At 56.4% G+C, this 16,128-nt stretch carries 17 protein-coding genes and 2 pseudogenes; 7 read left to right on the plus strand and 12 right to left on the minus strand.

All coding sequences use genetic code 11. The annotated features are described in order from the left end of the window. Positions 1-8 precede the first annotated feature (8 nt). Genes mmsB through QTO30_RS03200 form a run of 3 tightly spaced genes read right to left on the minus strand, consistent with a single transcriptional unit; the run spans position 9 to position 3,048 of the window. Complete coding sequence (mmsB, locus tag QTO30_RS03190; RefSeq protein ID WP_340422460.1) at positions 9-875, minus strand: 3-hydroxyisobutyrate dehydrogenase; 867 nt, start codon at positions 873-875, stop codon at positions 9-11. Next, on the minus strand, positions 872-1,915 hold the full coding sequence (locus QTO30_RS03195) for an enoyl-CoA hydratase/isomerase family protein (protein ID WP_340422461.1): 1,044 nt from the start codon (positions 1,913-1,915) through the stop codon (positions 872-874). The genes mmsB and QTO30_RS03195 overlap by 4 nt, the downstream gene beginning before the upstream one ends. Beyond that, positions 1,912-3,048 (minus strand): acyl-CoA dehydrogenase family protein, encoded by a 1,137-nt coding sequence (locus QTO30_RS03200; RefSeq protein WP_340422462.1) that lies wholly within the window; start codon positions 3,046-3,048, stop codon positions 1,912-1,914. The genes QTO30_RS03195 and QTO30_RS03200 overlap by 4 nt, the downstream gene beginning before the upstream one ends. 122 nt (positions 3,049-3,170) lie before the next feature. Between QTO30_RS03200 and QTO30_RS03205 the strand changes: the two genes are divergently transcribed. Then, positions 3,171-4,157, plus strand: a complete 987-nt coding sequence (locus tag QTO30_RS03205) for a glycosyltransferase family 2 protein (protein WP_340422463.1) — start codon at positions 3,171-3,173, stop codon at positions 4,155-4,157. Positions 4,158-4,160: 3 nt separating this feature from the next. Here QTO30_RS03205 and QTO30_RS03210 read toward each other — a convergent pair. Continuing rightward, positions 4,161-5,661 (minus strand): annotated as a pseudogene (locus QTO30_RS03210) (CoA-acylating methylmalonate-semialdehyde dehydrogenase). A gap of 100 nt (positions 5,662-5,761) precedes the next feature. Between QTO30_RS03210 and QTO30_RS03215 the strand changes: the two are divergent. From QTO30_RS03215 to QTO30_RS03230, 4 genes are all read left to right on the plus strand, one after another. Beyond that, positions 5,762-6,664: a LysR family transcriptional regulator gene (locus tag QTO30_RS03215; protein WP_340422464.1), complete on the plus strand. Its 903-nt coding sequence runs from the start codon at positions 5,762-5,764 to the stop codon at positions 6,662-6,664. A 37-nt stretch (positions 6,665-6,701) separates the two neighbouring features. After that, complete coding sequence (locus QTO30_RS03220; RefSeq protein ID WP_340422466.1) at positions 6,702-7,136, plus strand: CBS domain-containing protein; 435 nt, start codon at positions 6,702-6,704, stop codon at positions 7,134-7,136. Positions 7,137-7,204: 68 nt separating this feature from the next. Next, positions 7,205-7,699: a pantetheine-phosphate adenylyltransferase gene (gene coaD, locus QTO30_RS03225; protein ID WP_340422467.1), complete on the plus strand. Its 495-nt coding sequence runs from the start codon at positions 7,205-7,207 to the stop codon at positions 7,697-7,699. Beyond that, on the plus strand, positions 7,696-8,469 hold the full coding sequence (locus QTO30_RS03230) for an alpha/beta hydrolase (protein ID WP_340422469.1): 774 nt from the start codon (positions 7,696-7,698) through the stop codon (positions 8,467-8,469). The genes coaD and QTO30_RS03230 overlap by 4 nt, the downstream gene beginning before the upstream one ends. Positions 8,470-8,517: 48 nt before the next feature. Here QTO30_RS03230 and QTO30_RS03235 read toward each other — a convergent pair whose 3' ends face one another. The 6 genes and pseudogenes from QTO30_RS03235 to tkt form a co-directional block, all read right to left on the minus strand. Continuing rightward, positions 8,518-8,676 (minus strand): hypothetical protein, encoded by a 159-nt coding sequence (locus QTO30_RS03235; protein WP_247225823.1) that lies wholly within the window; start codon positions 8,674-8,676, stop codon positions 8,518-8,520. A 187-nt stretch (positions 8,677-8,863) separates the two neighbouring features. Next, the gene (gene gap / locus QTO30_RS03240) at positions 8,864-9,865 is read right to left on the minus strand and encodes a type I glyceraldehyde-3-phosphate dehydrogenase (protein ID WP_340422470.1); all 1,002 of its coding nucleotides are present in this window, start codon (positions 9,863-9,865) and stop codon (positions 8,864-8,866) included. 71 nt (positions 9,866-9,936) lie between these two features. Continuing rightward, on the minus strand, positions 9,937-10,080 hold the full coding sequence (locus QTO30_RS03245) for a hypothetical protein (RefSeq protein WP_340422472.1): 144 nt from the start codon (positions 10,078-10,080) through the stop codon (positions 9,937-9,939). A gap of 81 nt (positions 10,081-10,161) precedes the next feature. After that, positions 10,162-11,165 (minus strand): annotated as a pseudogene (gene gap / locus QTO30_RS03250) (type I glyceraldehyde-3-phosphate dehydrogenase). 279 nt (positions 11,166-11,444) lie between these two features. Continuing rightward, positions 11,445-11,987, minus strand: a complete 543-nt coding sequence (locus QTO30_RS03255) for a DUF4329 domain-containing protein (RefSeq protein ID WP_340422473.1) — start codon at positions 11,985-11,987, stop codon at positions 11,445-11,447. An 18-nt stretch (positions 11,988-12,005) separates the two neighbouring features. Next, complete coding sequence (gene tkt, locus QTO30_RS03260) at positions 12,006-14,024, minus strand: transketolase (protein WP_340425858.1); 2,019 nt, start codon at positions 14,022-14,024, stop codon at positions 12,006-12,008. A 262-nt stretch (positions 14,025-14,286) separates the two neighbouring features. Between tkt and QTO30_RS03265 the strand changes: the two genes are divergently transcribed. Then, on the plus strand, positions 14,287-14,757 hold the full coding sequence (locus QTO30_RS03265; RefSeq protein WP_340422474.1) for a hypothetical protein: 471 nt from the start codon (positions 14,287-14,289) through the stop codon (positions 14,755-14,757). After that, entirely contained in the window at positions 14,744-15,130 is a 387-nt protein-coding gene (locus QTO30_RS03270; protein WP_340422475.1) for a cell division protein ZapA, read from the plus strand. The genes QTO30_RS03265 and QTO30_RS03270 overlap by 14 nt, the downstream gene beginning before the upstream one ends. A 25-nt stretch (positions 15,131-15,155) precedes the next feature. Here the strand turns inward: QTO30_RS03270 and grxD are convergent, their stop codons facing one another. Together grxD and QTO30_RS03280 are read right to left on the minus strand one after the other, a co-directional pair. Beyond that, on the minus strand, positions 15,156-15,515 hold the full coding sequence (gene grxD / locus QTO30_RS03275) for a Grx4 family monothiol glutaredoxin (protein ID WP_340422477.1): 360 nt from the start codon (positions 15,513-15,515) through the stop codon (positions 15,156-15,158). Positions 15,516-15,803: 288 nt separating this feature from the next. After that, positions 15,804-16,037, minus strand: a complete 234-nt coding sequence (locus QTO30_RS03280) for a BolA/IbaG family iron-sulfur metabolism protein (protein ID WP_340422478.1) — start codon at positions 16,035-16,037, stop codon at positions 15,804-15,806. Positions 16,038-16,128 lie beyond the last annotated feature (91 nt).

A 16,128-nucleotide genomic window follows, 5' to 3' on the forward strand; every position in this document is an offset into this window, starting at 1 on the left:
GCGAAAAGCTAGGTTCGGCTGCGTTCTTCAAATCTTGGGAGCATGGCTGAGAAGTCCTTGCCTATTCCGTCTTCGTCTTCGACAAAGTTTTTGTATAGGTCGCGCGCGACTTGGCCCATCGGTGTGTCTGCGTCTGCCGCCTCTGCCGCCATTTGCGCGAGGTTCAGGTCCTTGAGCATCAACTCGGCGGCAAAGCCCGGTTGATAGTTATTATCGGCGGGGCTTTGCGGGCCAACGCCAGGGGCAGGGCAATAGGAGTTCATGGACCATGAATAGCCCGATGATGTGCTGACCACGTCGAACATGGCTTGGCGATCGAGGCCGAGTTTATCCGCCAGAACAAAAGCTTCACTTGTGGCGATCATGGTGACGCCAAGGATCATGTTGTTGCAAATCTTGGCAGCTTGTCCGTTGCCGGCATTGCCGCAATGCACGGCCTTTTGGCCCATGATGTCAAAGAGTGGTTGAACCGTTGCAAATGCCTCTGCCGGGCCGCCCGCCATAAACGTCAACGTGCCATTCGTGGCCCCGCCAATGCCGCCGGACACCGGGGCGTCGACGGCTTGCAGACCGGCGGCATCAGCCTGTGCCGCGACGGCGCGGGCGCTTTCGACATCAACGGTCGAGCAATCAAGATGGATTGCGCCCGGTTGCATGACCGGATGAATCTCTTTTGCAACAGCGCGCAGAATGTCTCCGTTTGGAAGCATTGTGATGACCACATCAGCGCCCTTCGCTGCTGCCGCAGCGCTGTCTGCCAGTGTCAGATTTTCAGGTTGCGCTTTGGTGTCGAACCCTGTCACCTCATGCGACTTAGCCAGATTGGCGGCCATCGGCGCGCCCATGTTTCCCAACCCGATAAACCCGATTTTCATGCGTTTTCCTTCCATTGTAGTGCGTCCTTGCACAAATCCCGCGTCATCTCTGCGACGTCATGGTCTGATACATCACCCCAACTGCCATGCTGCCATTTCGGCGCGCGGTCGCGGTCAATGATGGCCGCGCGGATCCCCTCGATAAAGTCCCCTTGCGCGACACAGCGATAGGTATAGCGGAATTCGCGATCGAGCGCGTCCTCAATGCCCCCTGAGTGGCGGGCCGCTTGAATAATCTGGGCCGCAACGGCCATCGCCAAAGGGGCGTTGCGGTCCATCAGCTTGCGCACATGCGCAATGGCAGGGCCGGGCGCATCGGGCATGGCATTGTAAATGTCGCCCAGATTTCCAGCTGCGAAGACACTGTCGATTTCGTCCTGCCAGGCGCGCAGGCGCGCTGGCGGGCCTGCTTGGCAATGATGCTCGATCACCGTGCTTTCACCGCTGGTGATGAGCGCCTGTTTCAGATCGCCCCACGCCTCTTGCGGTACATAGTGATCTGCAAAGCCTACATAGATTGCATCGCCAGCATCCATGCGGTCGCCACTTAGCCCAAGGAACTCACCACAATGTCCCGGCGCCTTGGCCAGAATCAAAGATCCGCCGATATCCGGGACCAGACCGATGGAGCATTCCGGCATGGCGATCTGGCTGCTTTCGCAGACGATCCTGTGCCCGCCATGACAGCCAACCCCGACGCCGCCACCCATGGTGAAACCGTGCAGAAAGGTGACGATGGGTTTGTCATAATTATAGATTTTTGCATTCAGCCGGTACTCATCCCGCCAGAACCGCCGCCCGTAATCATAGTCACCCCGTTGACCAGAGGCGTACATCTCAGCGATATCGCCACCTGAACAAAAGGCCCTGTCGCCCGCACCATCTATCAGGATCAGCGCAACATCGGGGTCATTTCGCCAGTCATCCAATGCGCCCTCAATTGCCAGACACATATCCCATGTCAGCGCGTTCAGCGCCTTGGTACGGTTTAGCGTAATATGCCCTGCGCGCCCGGTCTTGCGGATGATGATATCCGTCATTGGATCATGTGGCGTGCGGTGATGAGGCGCATGATTTCGTTGGTGCCTTCAAGGATCTGGTGCACCCGCAAATCACGCACGATTTTTTCGATCCCGTAGTCGGCCAGATACCCGTAGCCACCGTGCAGTTGCAGGCATTGGTCGGCGACGTCGCTGCCGGTTTCTGTGCAGAGTTTCTTGGCCATCGCGCAGAACTTGGTGGCGTCTGGTGCACCTGTGTCGAGTTTCCAGGCGGCCTGTCGCAGGAAGGTACGGGCCGATTGCAGGGCGATTTCCATATCGGCCAATCGGAACTGTAGCCCCTGGAACTGATCGATTGATTTGCCGAAGGCCTTACGCTCGGCCATATAGGCGACTGTTTGATCGAGGGCGGATTGCGCGGCACCGATGGAACAGGCCGCAATATTCAGCCGTCCGCCATCAAGCCCGGCCATCGCATATTTGAAGCCCATGCCTTCGTCGCCCAACAGGTTTTCTGCCGGGACGGAGCAGCTATCCATTTGCACTTGTCTGGTGGGCTGCGACCGCCAGCCCATCTTGTCTTCCAACCCACCGAACGAAAGGCCCTGCGTGCCGTCTTCGACAACAATCGCACTGATCCCCTTTGGGCCATCATCGCTGGTGCGCGCCATCACGATGTAAGCGTCGGAATAGCCGCCCCCGGAAATGAAGGCCTTGGTTCCGGTCAGCTGATAGCCTGCGTTGTCGCGCGCTGCTTTTGTCTTCAGCGCCGCGGCGTCAGAGCCCGAGCCGGGTTCGGTCAGGCAGTACGACAGGATCGTGTCCATCGTCAGGGCTTTGGGCAAGATGCGATCTTTCAGCGCGTCTGACCCGTAGGCATCAATCATACGGGCGCACATGTTATGGATCGAAAGGAACGCGGAAACCGATGCGCATGACTGCGCGAGCGCTTCGAAGACCAGTGTGGCATCAAGCCGAGACAGGCCCGATCCGCCACGGTCTTCAGAGACATAAAGACCGCCAAACCCCAGCCCAGCAAGATTTGTCCAAAGCTCTTTCGGGATCGTGCCGTCTGATTCCCAAGTGCGCGCATTTGGAGCGATGTGCTCTGCGCCAAAACTCTGCGCCATATCGAATATTGCGGATTGTTCATCGGTCAGTTCGAAGTTCATCAGTTCAGCCTGTCTTGTATCTGGACATCGGAGAGGAGGTTCGTTCTATTCACCTGCATTTGCAAGCCAGTCATTTGGACCGGCACCGCGCGAACGGGGGACACGGCATGCAGGCAGCGAAGGTGCGTATCGGGCTTGGTGTTATCACTCATCGGCGACCGGGTGGCCTTGTACGCCTAGTGGAAAGTTTCGGTCAAATGAAGGTGCCTGACGGTGTAGAATGCACTGTTCTGATTGCAGAAAATGATGATGTACCGACCGTGGATGCTCATCTTGAGACATTGCGTGCGAAAGTGCCCTTTGACGTGCAGTTATCATTTGAGAAAGAGCGTGGTATACCGTTTGCCCGCAACCGCGTGCTGGATATGGCGCATGAAGGAAAGTTTGATTTTTTGACGTTTGTCGATGACGATCAAATTGTACACCAAGACTGGCTGACCATGCTTTATGCCACGATTGAAGGGCGCGCATTAGAGCTTGTAGGCGGTCCGTGGAGCGTGATTGCCGAGCCGAACGCCGCTCTTTCGAAGCAGAATAAATTTGTTTTGCGATACTATCTAGACAGATCTGTCGAATTGCAGACATCCAAAGCCTTGCACACCTGTACACCCAAAGAGGCCAAAGTGCATATCTACACTCACAACTGGATTGTTCGTCTTTCAAGTCAGAAGCGCCTTGGTATTCGGTTTGATGAGACTTACCGTTTCACTGGTGGCTCCGATACAAAGTTCTATGCGGACGTTGCAGCGGCCGGTGGGTTGACTGGATGGAGTTCGGATGCGCGGGTAACAGAAATCTGGCCAGCAAAAAGGCTTACATTTTCTTACCTCTACCGGCGTAGGCGCGACCAAACCACTATGAACTATGTAAGGGCTGGGCATCGGCCGAAATTAAAAACAGTGTTGTTGATGTCCAATCGTTGCATGATATTTGGTTTCTTCAAAATAGTCCGTGCGGTGTTTGATGATTACAAGTCATTTGCCGAGGTTGTTCATTCAGTCGCAGAACTCTCGGGTGTGATCCGCGCTCGTCGCGGCCTATCCAGTACGCTTTATGCGCGATCAGACGAGGTCAATGATGACCCCGTCCAGGATTTTCTGCGGCAATAGCTTTTATTCCATCAAAGGAATGGAAAATTCGCCGCCTTCTTTGATCCCTGATGGCCAGCGTGAGGTGATCGTTTTGGTCCGCGTATAGAACTTGAACGCGTCCGGCCCATGTTGGTTCAGATCGCCGAACATGGATTTCTTCCAACCCCCGAAGGTGTGATAGGCCAGCGGCACGGGGATTGGCACGTTCACACCGACCATGCCGATGTTGATGCGGTTTGCGAAATCACGGGCGGTGTCACCGTCGCGGGTGAAGATCGCGGTGCCGTTGCCATATTCGTGGTCCATAGCAAGGCCGATGGCCTCTTCATAGGACTGCGCCCGGACGGTGGACAAGACGGGGCCGAAGATCTCGGTTTTGTAGATGTCCATGTCTTTGGTCACGTTGTCGAACAAATGTGCGCCGACAAAGAAACCGTCTTCATAGCCTTGCAGATTGAAATTGCGGCCATCAACCACCAGCTTTGCACCCTGATCAATGCCGGATTGGACAAGGCGGCCGATATTGGCCTTGGCGGCTGCCGTCACAACCGGGCCATAGTCCACGTCATTGCCAGCCGTATAGGGGCCGACCTTCAGCGCTTCGACCTTAGGTACTAGTTTTTCCAATAGACGATCTGCAGTGTCGTCACCCACAGGCACCGCCACAGAGATCGCCATGCAGCGTTCGTGCGGCGGCACCATAGCCCGCGCCGACCAATGCGTCGGCGGCCTGTTCCATATCCGCATCTGGCATGATGATCATGTGGTTCTTCGCGCCGCCAAAGCACTGCACACGCTTCCCTTGCGCGCAGCCGGTGCCGTAGATGTATTCCGCGATCGGGGTGGACCCGACAAAGCCAACAGATTGGATCGTGTCATCATAGAGGATTGCATCAACGGCTTCCTTGTCGCCGTTCACGACCTGCAAGATACCTTTGGGCAGTCCTGCTTCCTCCATCAACTCGGCAAGCATCAGCGGCACGGATGGGTCACGCTCGGATGGTTTCAGGATAAAGGCGTTGCCGCACACAATGGCAGGGGCGAACATCCACATCGGGATCATGGCGGGGAAGTTGAAGGGCGTAATGCCGGCGGTAACACCCAGCGCTTGCTTCATGGAATACATGTCGATGCCGGGGCCAGCGCTGTCGGTGAAGTCACCTTTCAGCATTTGTGGCGCGCCGATGCAGTACTCCACCACCTCAAGCCCACGGATCACGTCACCTTTGGCATCTGGCAGCGTTTTCCCATGCTCGCGGCTGAGTGCCTCGGCCAGCTTGTCCATGTCGCGGTTCAAAAGACCGACGAAGGCCATCATGACACGTGCACGGCGTTGTGGGTTGACGGCGGCCCATGCGGGCTGGGCCTTGGCGGCAATTTCAACCGCCTTGGCCATTTCTTCGGCATTGGCCAGCGGCACTTTGGCCTGCACCTCGCCTGTGGCAGGGTTGAAGACGTCAGCAAAGCGGCCAGACGTGCCTTTGATGTGTTCGCCGCCGATGTAGTGGGTCAACTCTTGCATGGAATCCTCCGCAGAATGGTTTGAACGAAGTATACCCTTGCGTTTTTTCGGGTAGAAGAACCAATATGCCAAAACCATTTTGCAAAAACGCAAGGACAGCATGGAAAACTGGGATGATGTGCGGGTGTTTCTGGCGGTAGCGCGTGCCGAGGGGTTATCCGGGGCGGCACCGCTTTTGAAGATGGACCCTTCTACGCTTGGACGGCGGATCGTGCGGTTGGAGCGAGACCTAGGTGCCGCACTCTTTGTCAAATCGCCTCAAGGCTATGCGCTGACCGATCTGGGTGAGCGGATGAAGGCCCGTGCCGCCGAGGCCGAAGTGCATCTGGCGCGGGCCCGCGATGAAGGGCAGGGGGACACTGCGGCACTGACAGGGCAGATTCGGATTGGTGCGCCCGATGGGGCGGCTAATTTCCTGCTGCCACAGGTCTGCGCCGCCATTCAGGCCAGGAACCCGCAACTCGAGGTGCAAATTTTGGCCTTGCCGCGCGTGGTCAATCTGTCGCGGCGCGAGGCGGATATGGCCATCACCGTCAGCCCACCCGCAGCAGGACGGTTGACGGTGCAAAAGATCACCGACTACCGATTACACCTTGCGACGCGCACAGATGCCCCCCCAATACAAAGTCTGGATGACCTCGGCGGGCGTCAGATTGTCGGCTATATTCCTGATATGATCTTTGACAAAGAGTTGGACTATCTGGGTGAGATTGACGCCACAGGCGTGCAGATGGCGTCAAATTCAGTCGCCGTACAGTTGCAGATGATCCGGCAGGCTGGTGTTGGGATCGTGCACGATTTTGCGTTGCCCTTTGCGCCGGAACTGCAGATGGTGCTAACCGATCAAATTGCACTGACCCGGTCATTCTATCTTGTCCGTCATACCTCTGACCGACGCTCTGATCGGTTGACCCGTTTTGCGGCTGCCCTGCGCCAAGGCGTGCAAGACGAGGTTGTGCGGTTGGAACGCACGGCACGCTTGACAGCACAGCCCCCCATTTGAGACGCTGAAGGCCCGGAGCATCATCAAGGAGCCCGAAATGCTTGTATCCCAAATGTTGAAATCGAAACCTGAGACGGGTGTGATCTCGGTCAAGCCATCATCAACTGTGACGGATGCGGCCAAACTTTTGTCAGAGCACCGGATTGGTACCGTTGTGGTTTCCGAAGATGGTGAAGCGCTGAATGGAATTCTATCAGAGCGCGATATCGTGCGGGAGCTTGGCAAGCGGGGTGCCGGTTGCCTGAACGATCCCGTCAGCGATTTAATGACGGCCAACTTGACCACATGCAGCCCATCGAACAGCGCGCTTGAGGTGCTGGAGATCATGACCAATGGGCGCTTTCGCCATTTGCCGGTCATGGACGACGGCAAGATGGTTGGTCTGATATCCATCGGGGATGCGGTCAAAGGGCGTCTTGCGCAGCTCGCGATGGAGAAAGAGTCCCTCGAAGGGATGATCATGGGGCATTAAGCCCTTCCTTGCATTCCTGCCCGAAATATTGTTGCGTGGCACCGACTTAAGACACGACGAGGTTTCCCATGCGCGTAGGACTTTACCCCGGTACATTTGATCCGGTCACGCATGGGCATCTCGATATCATTCGCCGCGCCTGTTCGCTGGTGGACCGTTTGGTGATTGGTGTGGCCATCAATCGCGACAAAGGACCAATGTTCACGCTGGAAGAGCGGGTTGCGATGATTGAAGCCGAAACATCACATTTGCAGGCTGAAACCGGCTGCGTGATCGTGGCGCACCCATTTGAAAACCTGCTGATTGATTGTGCGCGTGATGTTGGCGCCTCGGTCATTATTCGTGGTTTACGCGCGGTGGCGGATTTTGAGTATGAATATCAAATGGTTGGTATGAACCGTGTTTTGGATAACTCCATTGAAACCGTGTTCTTGATGGCCGAAGCGCAGCATCAGGCGATTGCATCCAAACTGGTCAAAGAGATTGCGCGACTGGGCGGTGATGTGTCCAAATTCGTGACGCCAGCGGTCAACGCCGCCTTGAAAGAGCGGTTCGCTGGTTGAACTGGTTCTGGATGATTGTTGGCACCTATCTGATTTACGCCGCCGCGATGGTCGCGATGCACCCACGCGTCATCTATCCGTTTGGTCCAGATGTGTTTGACAACCCGACGTTTCATCAGGAGGTCGTCTCGGATCGTGATGTTGCGATGGCCATTGCCGATGGCGACGATGACTTGGCCGTGTTGTTCTTTATGGGGAACGGCGGCGCCTTGGCGTATTTTACTTTTTCGTTGGATGCCCATCAAAACGCAGGTCGCACTGTGGCCGCGATGGAGTATCCAGGAGGTGGCGGCATCCCGGGCCGGGCGTCAGAGGCACGTTTGAAGGCAGATGCATTGGCCGCCTATGATTGGCTGGCGACGCAACATGCAGGGCCGATTGCGGTACATGGGTTTTCGCTTGGCACTGGTCTGGCGATCCATGTCGCTGCCGCGCGCGAAGTTGATGCCATTTTGCTGGATGCGCCTTATGCCACGCTTTGCGCATTGATGACAAAGGCGTCGTATCTGCCCGCATGTTATCTGCCCGGCGTTCAGAAATGGCGGTCAATTGATGACGTGACAGCCTTGTCAGCCCCTGTTCTGATCCAACATGGGACAGCGGATCAACTGATACCTATTGCCTATAGCGCACAATTGGCCGCCGCGATGGAAGAGGCGGGGCTGGCGGTGACATTTCATGCGGTTGAAGGCGCGACACACAACAACCTGCCGGGACAACCGGGATATCAGGACCGGATCACTGCGTTCCTAGCTGAAGTCCAGAAATAACAAAGCCGCCCCCGGAGGCGCGGCTGTTTTTCGTGTCTGGCCAGTGATTTAGCCGTAGATCGCCTTGGATGCGACCTTGCTGGCGTCTTCGCGGAACATGCCCAGGTCGATTGCGGTTTCGACGGGCATCATTTCCAGCTCGCGCTTCAGGCGGCTGTAGGCCACGCGTTTCTGGACGGCGGTGCGAACTGTGTTCAATACGGTCATTTGCGTGCTCCTTTTAAGTCATCGCGTTTTCGTTTCGTGACTCACATTTAGCAATGCTGCAGCGCAGAACAACTGACAGTTAGCGCTAGCAGCTATGCTGAGAATGCATGGCGGAATTTGCAAACTGCACAAAAACAAAGCCAAGCCCAAAATGGACCGGCTTCTTCGACGTCGATGTCGGAACTCTTTAGATCAGCTTGCCCATCGCGACAGCCGTATCGGCCATCCGGTTCGAGAAGCCCCATTCATTGTCGTACCACGTCAGGATACGCACCATATTGCCGTCCAACACTTTGGTTTGATCAAGGTGGAAAATTGATGAATGCGGATCGTGGTTGAAGTCAGAGCTGACCATGGGCAGGTCTGTGTAGGCCAAAACCCCTTTCAGAGGGCCGTCGGCTGCAGCAATGATAGCATTGTTCACGTCTTCTACAGTCGTGGCTTTTGGTGCCTCAAAGGTCAGATCAACCACAGAGACATTTGGCGTGGGCACGCGGATGGCAACACCATCCAGTTTGCCGTTCAATTCCGGCAGTGCCAGCCCGACGGCCTTGGCCGCCCCGGTAGAAGTCGGGATCATCGACAGTGCAGCAGCACGCGCGCGGTAGAGGTCGCTATGCATCGTATCCAGCGTGGGCTGATCGCCGGTATAGCTGTGGATTGTGGTCATGAAGCCCTTGGTAATGCCGACCGCGTCGTGCAGCACTTTCGCCACCGGGGCCAGGCAGTTTGTGGTGCAGGAGGCGTTGGAAACGACGATGTCATTGCTGGTGAGTACGTCATCGTTCACGCCATAAACGATTGTTTTGTCAGCGTCCTTTCCGGGTGCCGAGATCAACACACGGCTTGCACCGTTATCAAGGTGCGCCTGACAGGCCTCTTTGCTTTTGAAGATACCGGTACATTCCAAAACCACATCCACGTCAGACCAAGGCAGGTCAGCCGGATTACGGATCGCCGTGACTTGCATTGGGCCACGCCCCACGTCGATGGTGGTTTCTGTGGTGGTAACGGTTGCAGGGAAACGTCCATGTACGCTGTCAAAGCGCAGCAGATGGGCGTTGGTTTCGACAGGTCCAAGGTCGTTGATCGCAACAACCTCAATATCGGTGCGTCCGCTTTCGATGATTGCGCGCAAGATGTTGCGGCCGATGCGGCCAAATCCGTTGATAGCTACTTTGACGGCCATGGTAATCTCCTCAGGGTCAATGTTGGCGCTAACATTGCGATTTATGCGGAAAGGTCAACCTTTGATCGCCTTTAGCGCCAGAAGGCCATCCATTCGATCAATGTGGTCAGTTTACGCATCAGAAATACGGTGTTCGCCCAGTCATGCTGAACATAGTCATATGCAAAGAGCGCTGCGATGCAGACGCCGATGATAAGCGCAAGTTTATTGGTCATAACTATGGTCTACCGAGCGCTGCGGAAAATGGCAAAGCCCGCTTGCGCGGGCTTGTCAGGTTTTCCGCTTGGTACTTGGGGTTAGTGCAGGCGACCCATGGTCGCAGCAACGTCAGCCATACGCGCCGAGAAGCCCCACTCATTGTCGTACCATGCCAGCACACGCACGGTTTTGCCGCCGACGACTTTGGTTTGATCCGGTGCAAAAATCGAACTTTCGGTCGTGTGGTTGAAGTCGATGCTGACTTTGGCCTCGTCATCATAAGACATGACCATACCCATGTAACCTGCCGCGGCCTCTGCGACGATGGCGTTGACGTCGGCGACCGTCACGGACTTGCTTAAGCCTCAAAGGTCAGGTCGACAGCGCTGACATTCGGGGTCGGAACCCGCATGGCGGTGCCGTCCAGTTTGCCAGCCAATTCCGGCAAGACTTCGCCGAGGGCTTTGGCGGCCCCGGTCGAGGTTGGGATCATCGCCATGGCGGCCGCACGTGCCCGGTAGAGGTCACTATGGCGCCGGTCCAACGTGGGCTGGTCGCCGGTGTAGCTATGGATCGTTGTCATAATGCCGCGTTCAATGCCAATCGCATCGTTCAGCACCTTGGCAAGCGGCGCAAGGCAGTTCGTTGTGCAGGACCCGTTCGAGATCATCCGCTCGTTCGCGATCAGGTCGCGGTGGTTCACGCCATAGACAACCGTGCGGTCAACGTTCTTGGCGGGGGCCGAAATCAGGACTTTCTTGGCACCGCGATTAAGGTGGACGTCCGATTTCTGACCATCGTTGAATTTGCCGGTGCATTCCAACACCACATCAACGCCGTCCCAATCCAGTTCTTCGGGTTCATAGGTCGACATCACGTCAATCGGTCCGCGGCCCAGATCAAGTGCGTTGCCCTTGACCGTAACCGGACTGCCAAAGCGGCCATGCACGCTGTCATACTTCAACAAATGCGCGTTTGTCTCAATTGGCCCGGTGGCGTTGATCTTGACGACCTGTACGTCATTGCGGGCGGCCTCGGTGATATGTGCCAAAGTACAACGTCCGATGCGTCCGAACCCGTTGATCCCGATGGTGACTGTCATGACTGCGGTCCTTTGGTACAGGTTCCAGTTGTTGCTTCGTATACGGGGGTATGCGGTAAGAGCCAAAGGAAAAAGCTTTGTAGCTCAGTATGTTATCGTTAACAAATGGTGTTAGCGATAACGAAATCACATGCCGGAGGAATGTTATCGCAAACAGTTTTCAGCGCTGTCGAATCGATCTTTGCGTTTGCCGCAGGCCGCAAGCAAAGTACGGGCAGAGATGCGTGGGATCAGAAGCTGAAGCGAGATTGGCACGGTGTCGTTGACACATCAAAAACGCTACTCGAAACGGGCTTGCAGTTCTTGCAGGGTGAATGTCTGTGGGACGAAACCGGCCTCTTCGGGATCATCGTTGGGGTCTGACGTGATGCACATTGTGTTGCAAAGCTGCCGTGCGATTTGTGCGTCATAGTCCACAAGCCAAACGCGACCGGCTGGCGTGCCGATGTAGCCATCAATCCTGGCATCAAAATCACCCGTGACGTCATCAACTGACGGCACTTCATTGTCGTAGACGTCCGAGAATGAGCCATGTGTATGGTAAGAGGCCAGAACACTGTCGTTAGGTTCTGGCAAATCGCAATAATCCTCCCGTCCGGGAGCGGGGGCAGTAGCGGCCAGACCACCGGTCTCCGTCTCATAGATATAGCCGCAATATTCACGGCTTTCCGCGATTGAGGCAGGCTGAATGCCGTCAAGCACCCGCATGGCGAAAGCGTCGATATCACCAGTCTGCGCAATGATTGGGGGCTCTTCAGTGCAGCTGACCAGTGCGACAAGGCCAATGGCGGCCACGACGGTGCCGATTTTAAGATATGTCATCGTCGTGGCCTTCATCTTTTACTTGATCAGTGATTTGACTTTGTCAGCGGTGTCTTGTGCTGTGATCCCGAACTCTTTGTAGAGTCGGTCCGCAGGGGCAGAGGCCCCAAAGCCATGCATGCCAACAAACCCGGATTTTTCGCGTTTGCCGCGTTCGCCAAACAGCCAGCGGTCCCAACCGAAGCGAATACCTGCTTCGATGGCGACGCGTACCGGACCGCCGGGCAGGACGCGCTTGCGGTAGGCTTCGTCTTGCTCTTCAAAGATTTCCCAGCAGGGCATTGAGACGACACGCGTGCCGATGCCTTCGGCTTGCAGCAGGTCACGGGCTTCCATGGCGATGCTGACCTCCGAACCAGTGGCCATCAGGATCGCCTGACGTTTGCCTTCTGCATCAGCCAGAACATAGGCACCTTGGGCGACCATGTTCTTGTTCTTATGCTCGGTGCGCACGGTGGGCAGCCCCTGACGGGTCAGGGCAAGCACGCTTGGCGTTTTCTGCGACGTCAGTGCCAGTTCCCAAGCTTCTGCCGTCTCAACAGTATCGGCTGGCCGGAAGACGTTCATGTTTGGTGTCGCACGCAGCATGGCGAGGTGTTCGACGGGCTGGTGTGTTGGCCCGTCTTCGCCAAGCCCGATGCTGTCATGGGTCATGACGTAGGTCGTGGGGATACCCATCAGGGCAGACAGGCGCATGGCACCGCGCGCATAATCGGTGAAGCACATGAAGGTGCCGCCGTAGGGGCGGGCGCCACCATGCAGCGCCATGCCGTTCATCGCAGCCGCCATCCCGTGTTCGCGCACACCGTAGTAGATGTAGCGCCCCTTGCGGGTATCAGGGTGGAACACGCCCATGTCTTTGGTCAGCGTGTTGTTGGACCCGGTCAGATCCGCCGAACCACCAATGGTTTCCTGCATGATCGGGTTGATGACTTCGAGCGTCATCTCGGATGATTTGCGGGTGGCGACCTTTGGTTTACCCTCGGTGATCTGCTTTTTCAGCGCACGGATTGTGGCCGACAGACGTTTGGGTGCTTCGCCGGCATAGGTCCGGTTAAATTCGGCCTGCTTGCTGGCGGAGAGTTTGTTGAAACGGTCCTGCCATTCCTGATGTGCCGCCGCACCTCGCGCGCCGATGGCCGCCCATTCTGCAAGGCACTCTGGGGAGACTTCAAAGTCGCCCATTGGCGCGCCATAAGCCTCTTTCGCGGCTTTCAATTGTTCGGCGTCGGTCAACGCGCCATGACCTTTGGAGGTATCCTGCGCGGCGTGACCCAGGGCGATATGGGTCTTGCAGGCGATCATGGACGGCTTTCCGGCCTTTTTTGCGGCGGTGATGGCCGCATCAATCGCCTCGGGGTCGTGGCCATCGATTTCCTGCACATGCCAGCCAGAGGCTTTGAAGCGCATCGGCTGGTCGGTGATGTCGGCGATATCGACGGTGCCGTCGATGGTGATGTTGTTGTTGTCCCAGAACACGATGAGGTTGGACAGTTTTTGCATACCAGCCAATGCAATGGCTTCCTGGCTGACGCCCTCCATCAGGCAGCCGTCACCCGCCATCACATAGGTGTGGTGATCAATGATCTTCTTGCCCCATGTGGCGCGCTGGATTTCTTCGGCAATGGCGAAACCGACAGAGTTGGCAATGCCTTGGCCCAAAGGACCGGTGGTGGTTTCGATCCCGCGTGCATGGCCGAACTCAGGATGGCCTGCCGTGCGTGCGCCCCATTGGCGGAAATCCTTGATCTGCTCGAGTGGCATATCTTCGTAACCCGTCAGATACATCAGCGCGTAGAGCAACATGGAACCGTGGCCAGCAGACAGAATGAACCGGTCGCGGTCGGGCCAGTGTGGGGCCTTGGGATCAAAGTTGAGGTGCTTTTCAAACAGAACCGTCGCCACATCGGCCATGCCCATCGGCATGCCAGAATGGCCAGAGTTGGCAGCGGCCACCGCATCCAGTGTCAAAGTGCGGATGGCTGTCGCTTTCATCCAATGGTCAGGGTGGGCGTTCCGCAGTGCTGCAATATCCAAGGTCATCAGGTCCTATTTACGAAAGGTGAATAACGGGCGTGGGAGCGTCATAACAGGCAGGCCCCCAAGATCAAGCATGACAGCTAAGTTACTCATATTCTTGGGGCCTGCCGGTTTGCGAGCAGACGAATGATCGCTTACGCTTGGACGCAAGAGGCACGATTCGGCGCATTGCGCCCCGCAGGTGGGGCAAGAAAAACATGTGCGCTACAAAGGTTATGGCAAAGACGAGGGGATCCTCGCGCCACGAAAGGACGGGCGGATGAGTGACATCAGTACATTGGAAAGCCGTATCACGGCGGCGCTGGACAGGATCAGGCAAGGATTGGAAACCTCCGGTGGGCAGGCCGCCGCCGACCCTGAATTGCAAGCGTCGCTTGATCAGGAGCGCGCGCAGAACGCCGAATTGGTCGAGCGGGTGCGCGTTTTGAAAGAGCGTCAGGATACGCAGGTCGCAAACCTGACTTTGCGGGCGGAAACCCAAAGCAAGCACCTGATGAAGCTGGATGAGGAGTTGCAGCAATTGCGGGCCTCTAACGTCCAGTTGCGCGAAATGAATACCAGGTTGCGCGAGACGGTGACGGCGGGTTTGGCCCCGGAGTTGCACGATGCAGCGGTAACCACTGAAATGGAAGCACTGCATGTCCAGCGGTCCGCGGATGCTGCAGAGGTGGAAGCAATACTCGACGAGTTGAAACCCCTGATCGAGGAGGCATCCCATGCCGCAGGTTGAGATTGAAATCGGAGGTCGGACCTTTGAAGTTGCCTGTCAGGAGGGCGAAGAGCATTTTTTGCATTCCGCCGCAACGATGTTAGATGCTGAAGCGGCCCATCTGGCCGATCAGATCGGGCGCGTACCAGAGGCCCGCATGCTGTTGATGGCGGGTCTGATGCTGGCCGATAAGACCGCAGGTCTGGAAGACCGGGTGCGCGAGCTAGAAGCGCAAGCTGCGAAGATGCGAGTGGATATGGAAACGTTGCAAGCCCAGCCCGCGCCGGAACCAGTGCGCGTGGAGGTGCCTGTGGTGCCTGCCACTGTCACGGATGCATTAGCCGAGATCGCTGCACGTGCCGAGGCTTTGGCCGAGCAGGTCGAAACGCGCTAGCGGGCAATATGCCCGCCAACTGACTTTAGGCGTTCGCTTCGCGGATTTTGTCCGCAGCGTCTTTGTCGAAAGTCACACCACTCTCAGCAAAAAGCGTGTCCAACTCGCCCGACAATGTCATCTCGGTGATGATATCGCAGCCGCCGACAAACTCACCTTTGACGTAAAGCTGCGGGATGGTGGGCCAGTCAGAGTAATCCTTGATGCCTTGGCGGATGTCGTCGTCTGCCAGCACATTCACGTCGTTGAAGTCGACGCCCATGAAATTCAGGACACCGGCCACACGGGACGAGAAGCCACATTGCGGCATGCTCTTGGTGCCTTTCATAAAAAGGACAACGTCATTGTTGGTGACGGTTTCTTTGATTTGGTCCTGGGCTGTCATTTTCTGTCTCCGATTTATTCAAACGTAGAAGGCTTAACGCTTCTCATTATTTTGCTGGCCATTTGCGATCTGCGCGTGATCTCCATGCTAGGCGACGGTTTTCTGTTTCGGCTTTGTCAACGACCCTCATGTCGGTTGCTTCCATGCCGAGCTCTACCTCGTTCTTTGACCCATGATGATGCCTTGTTGGCCGATTGAGAAACCGTTGCAGTTTGCTCCAACCGACAATGACGGCGGAAATCACCGCTAAGATACCAACTGCGATAAAGAAATAGACCTCTGAAGCCACTAGTCGGGGGCCTTTGTCGTTAACGCAAGCGCGTGAAGCTCGCCATTATTCCCATCCATTTTGCCTTTTAGCGCCGCGTTCACTGCGCGGTGCTGCTGGACGCGGTTTTTGCCACGAAAGCTCTCATCAATCACTTCCGCCGCATACTTCACGCCAGAACCTTCAATTCTGATTTTCGCGTCCGGGAAGGTCTCGCGTAGCAGTGTTTCGATTTCATGGGCGGTGATAGGCATCGGCGGTCCTTTTGCTCGGTTGCATCTAAACTAGGGCCGCGGTTGCCGACGGACAAGTGGGGATAACTTGCGAGATAGTATTTGACGCATG

The sequence above is a fragment of the Yoonia sp. GPGPB17 genome, from assembly GCF_037892195.1.
Taxonomy (GTDB): domain Bacteria; phylum Pseudomonadota; class Alphaproteobacteria; order Rhodobacterales; family Rhodobacteraceae; genus Yoonia.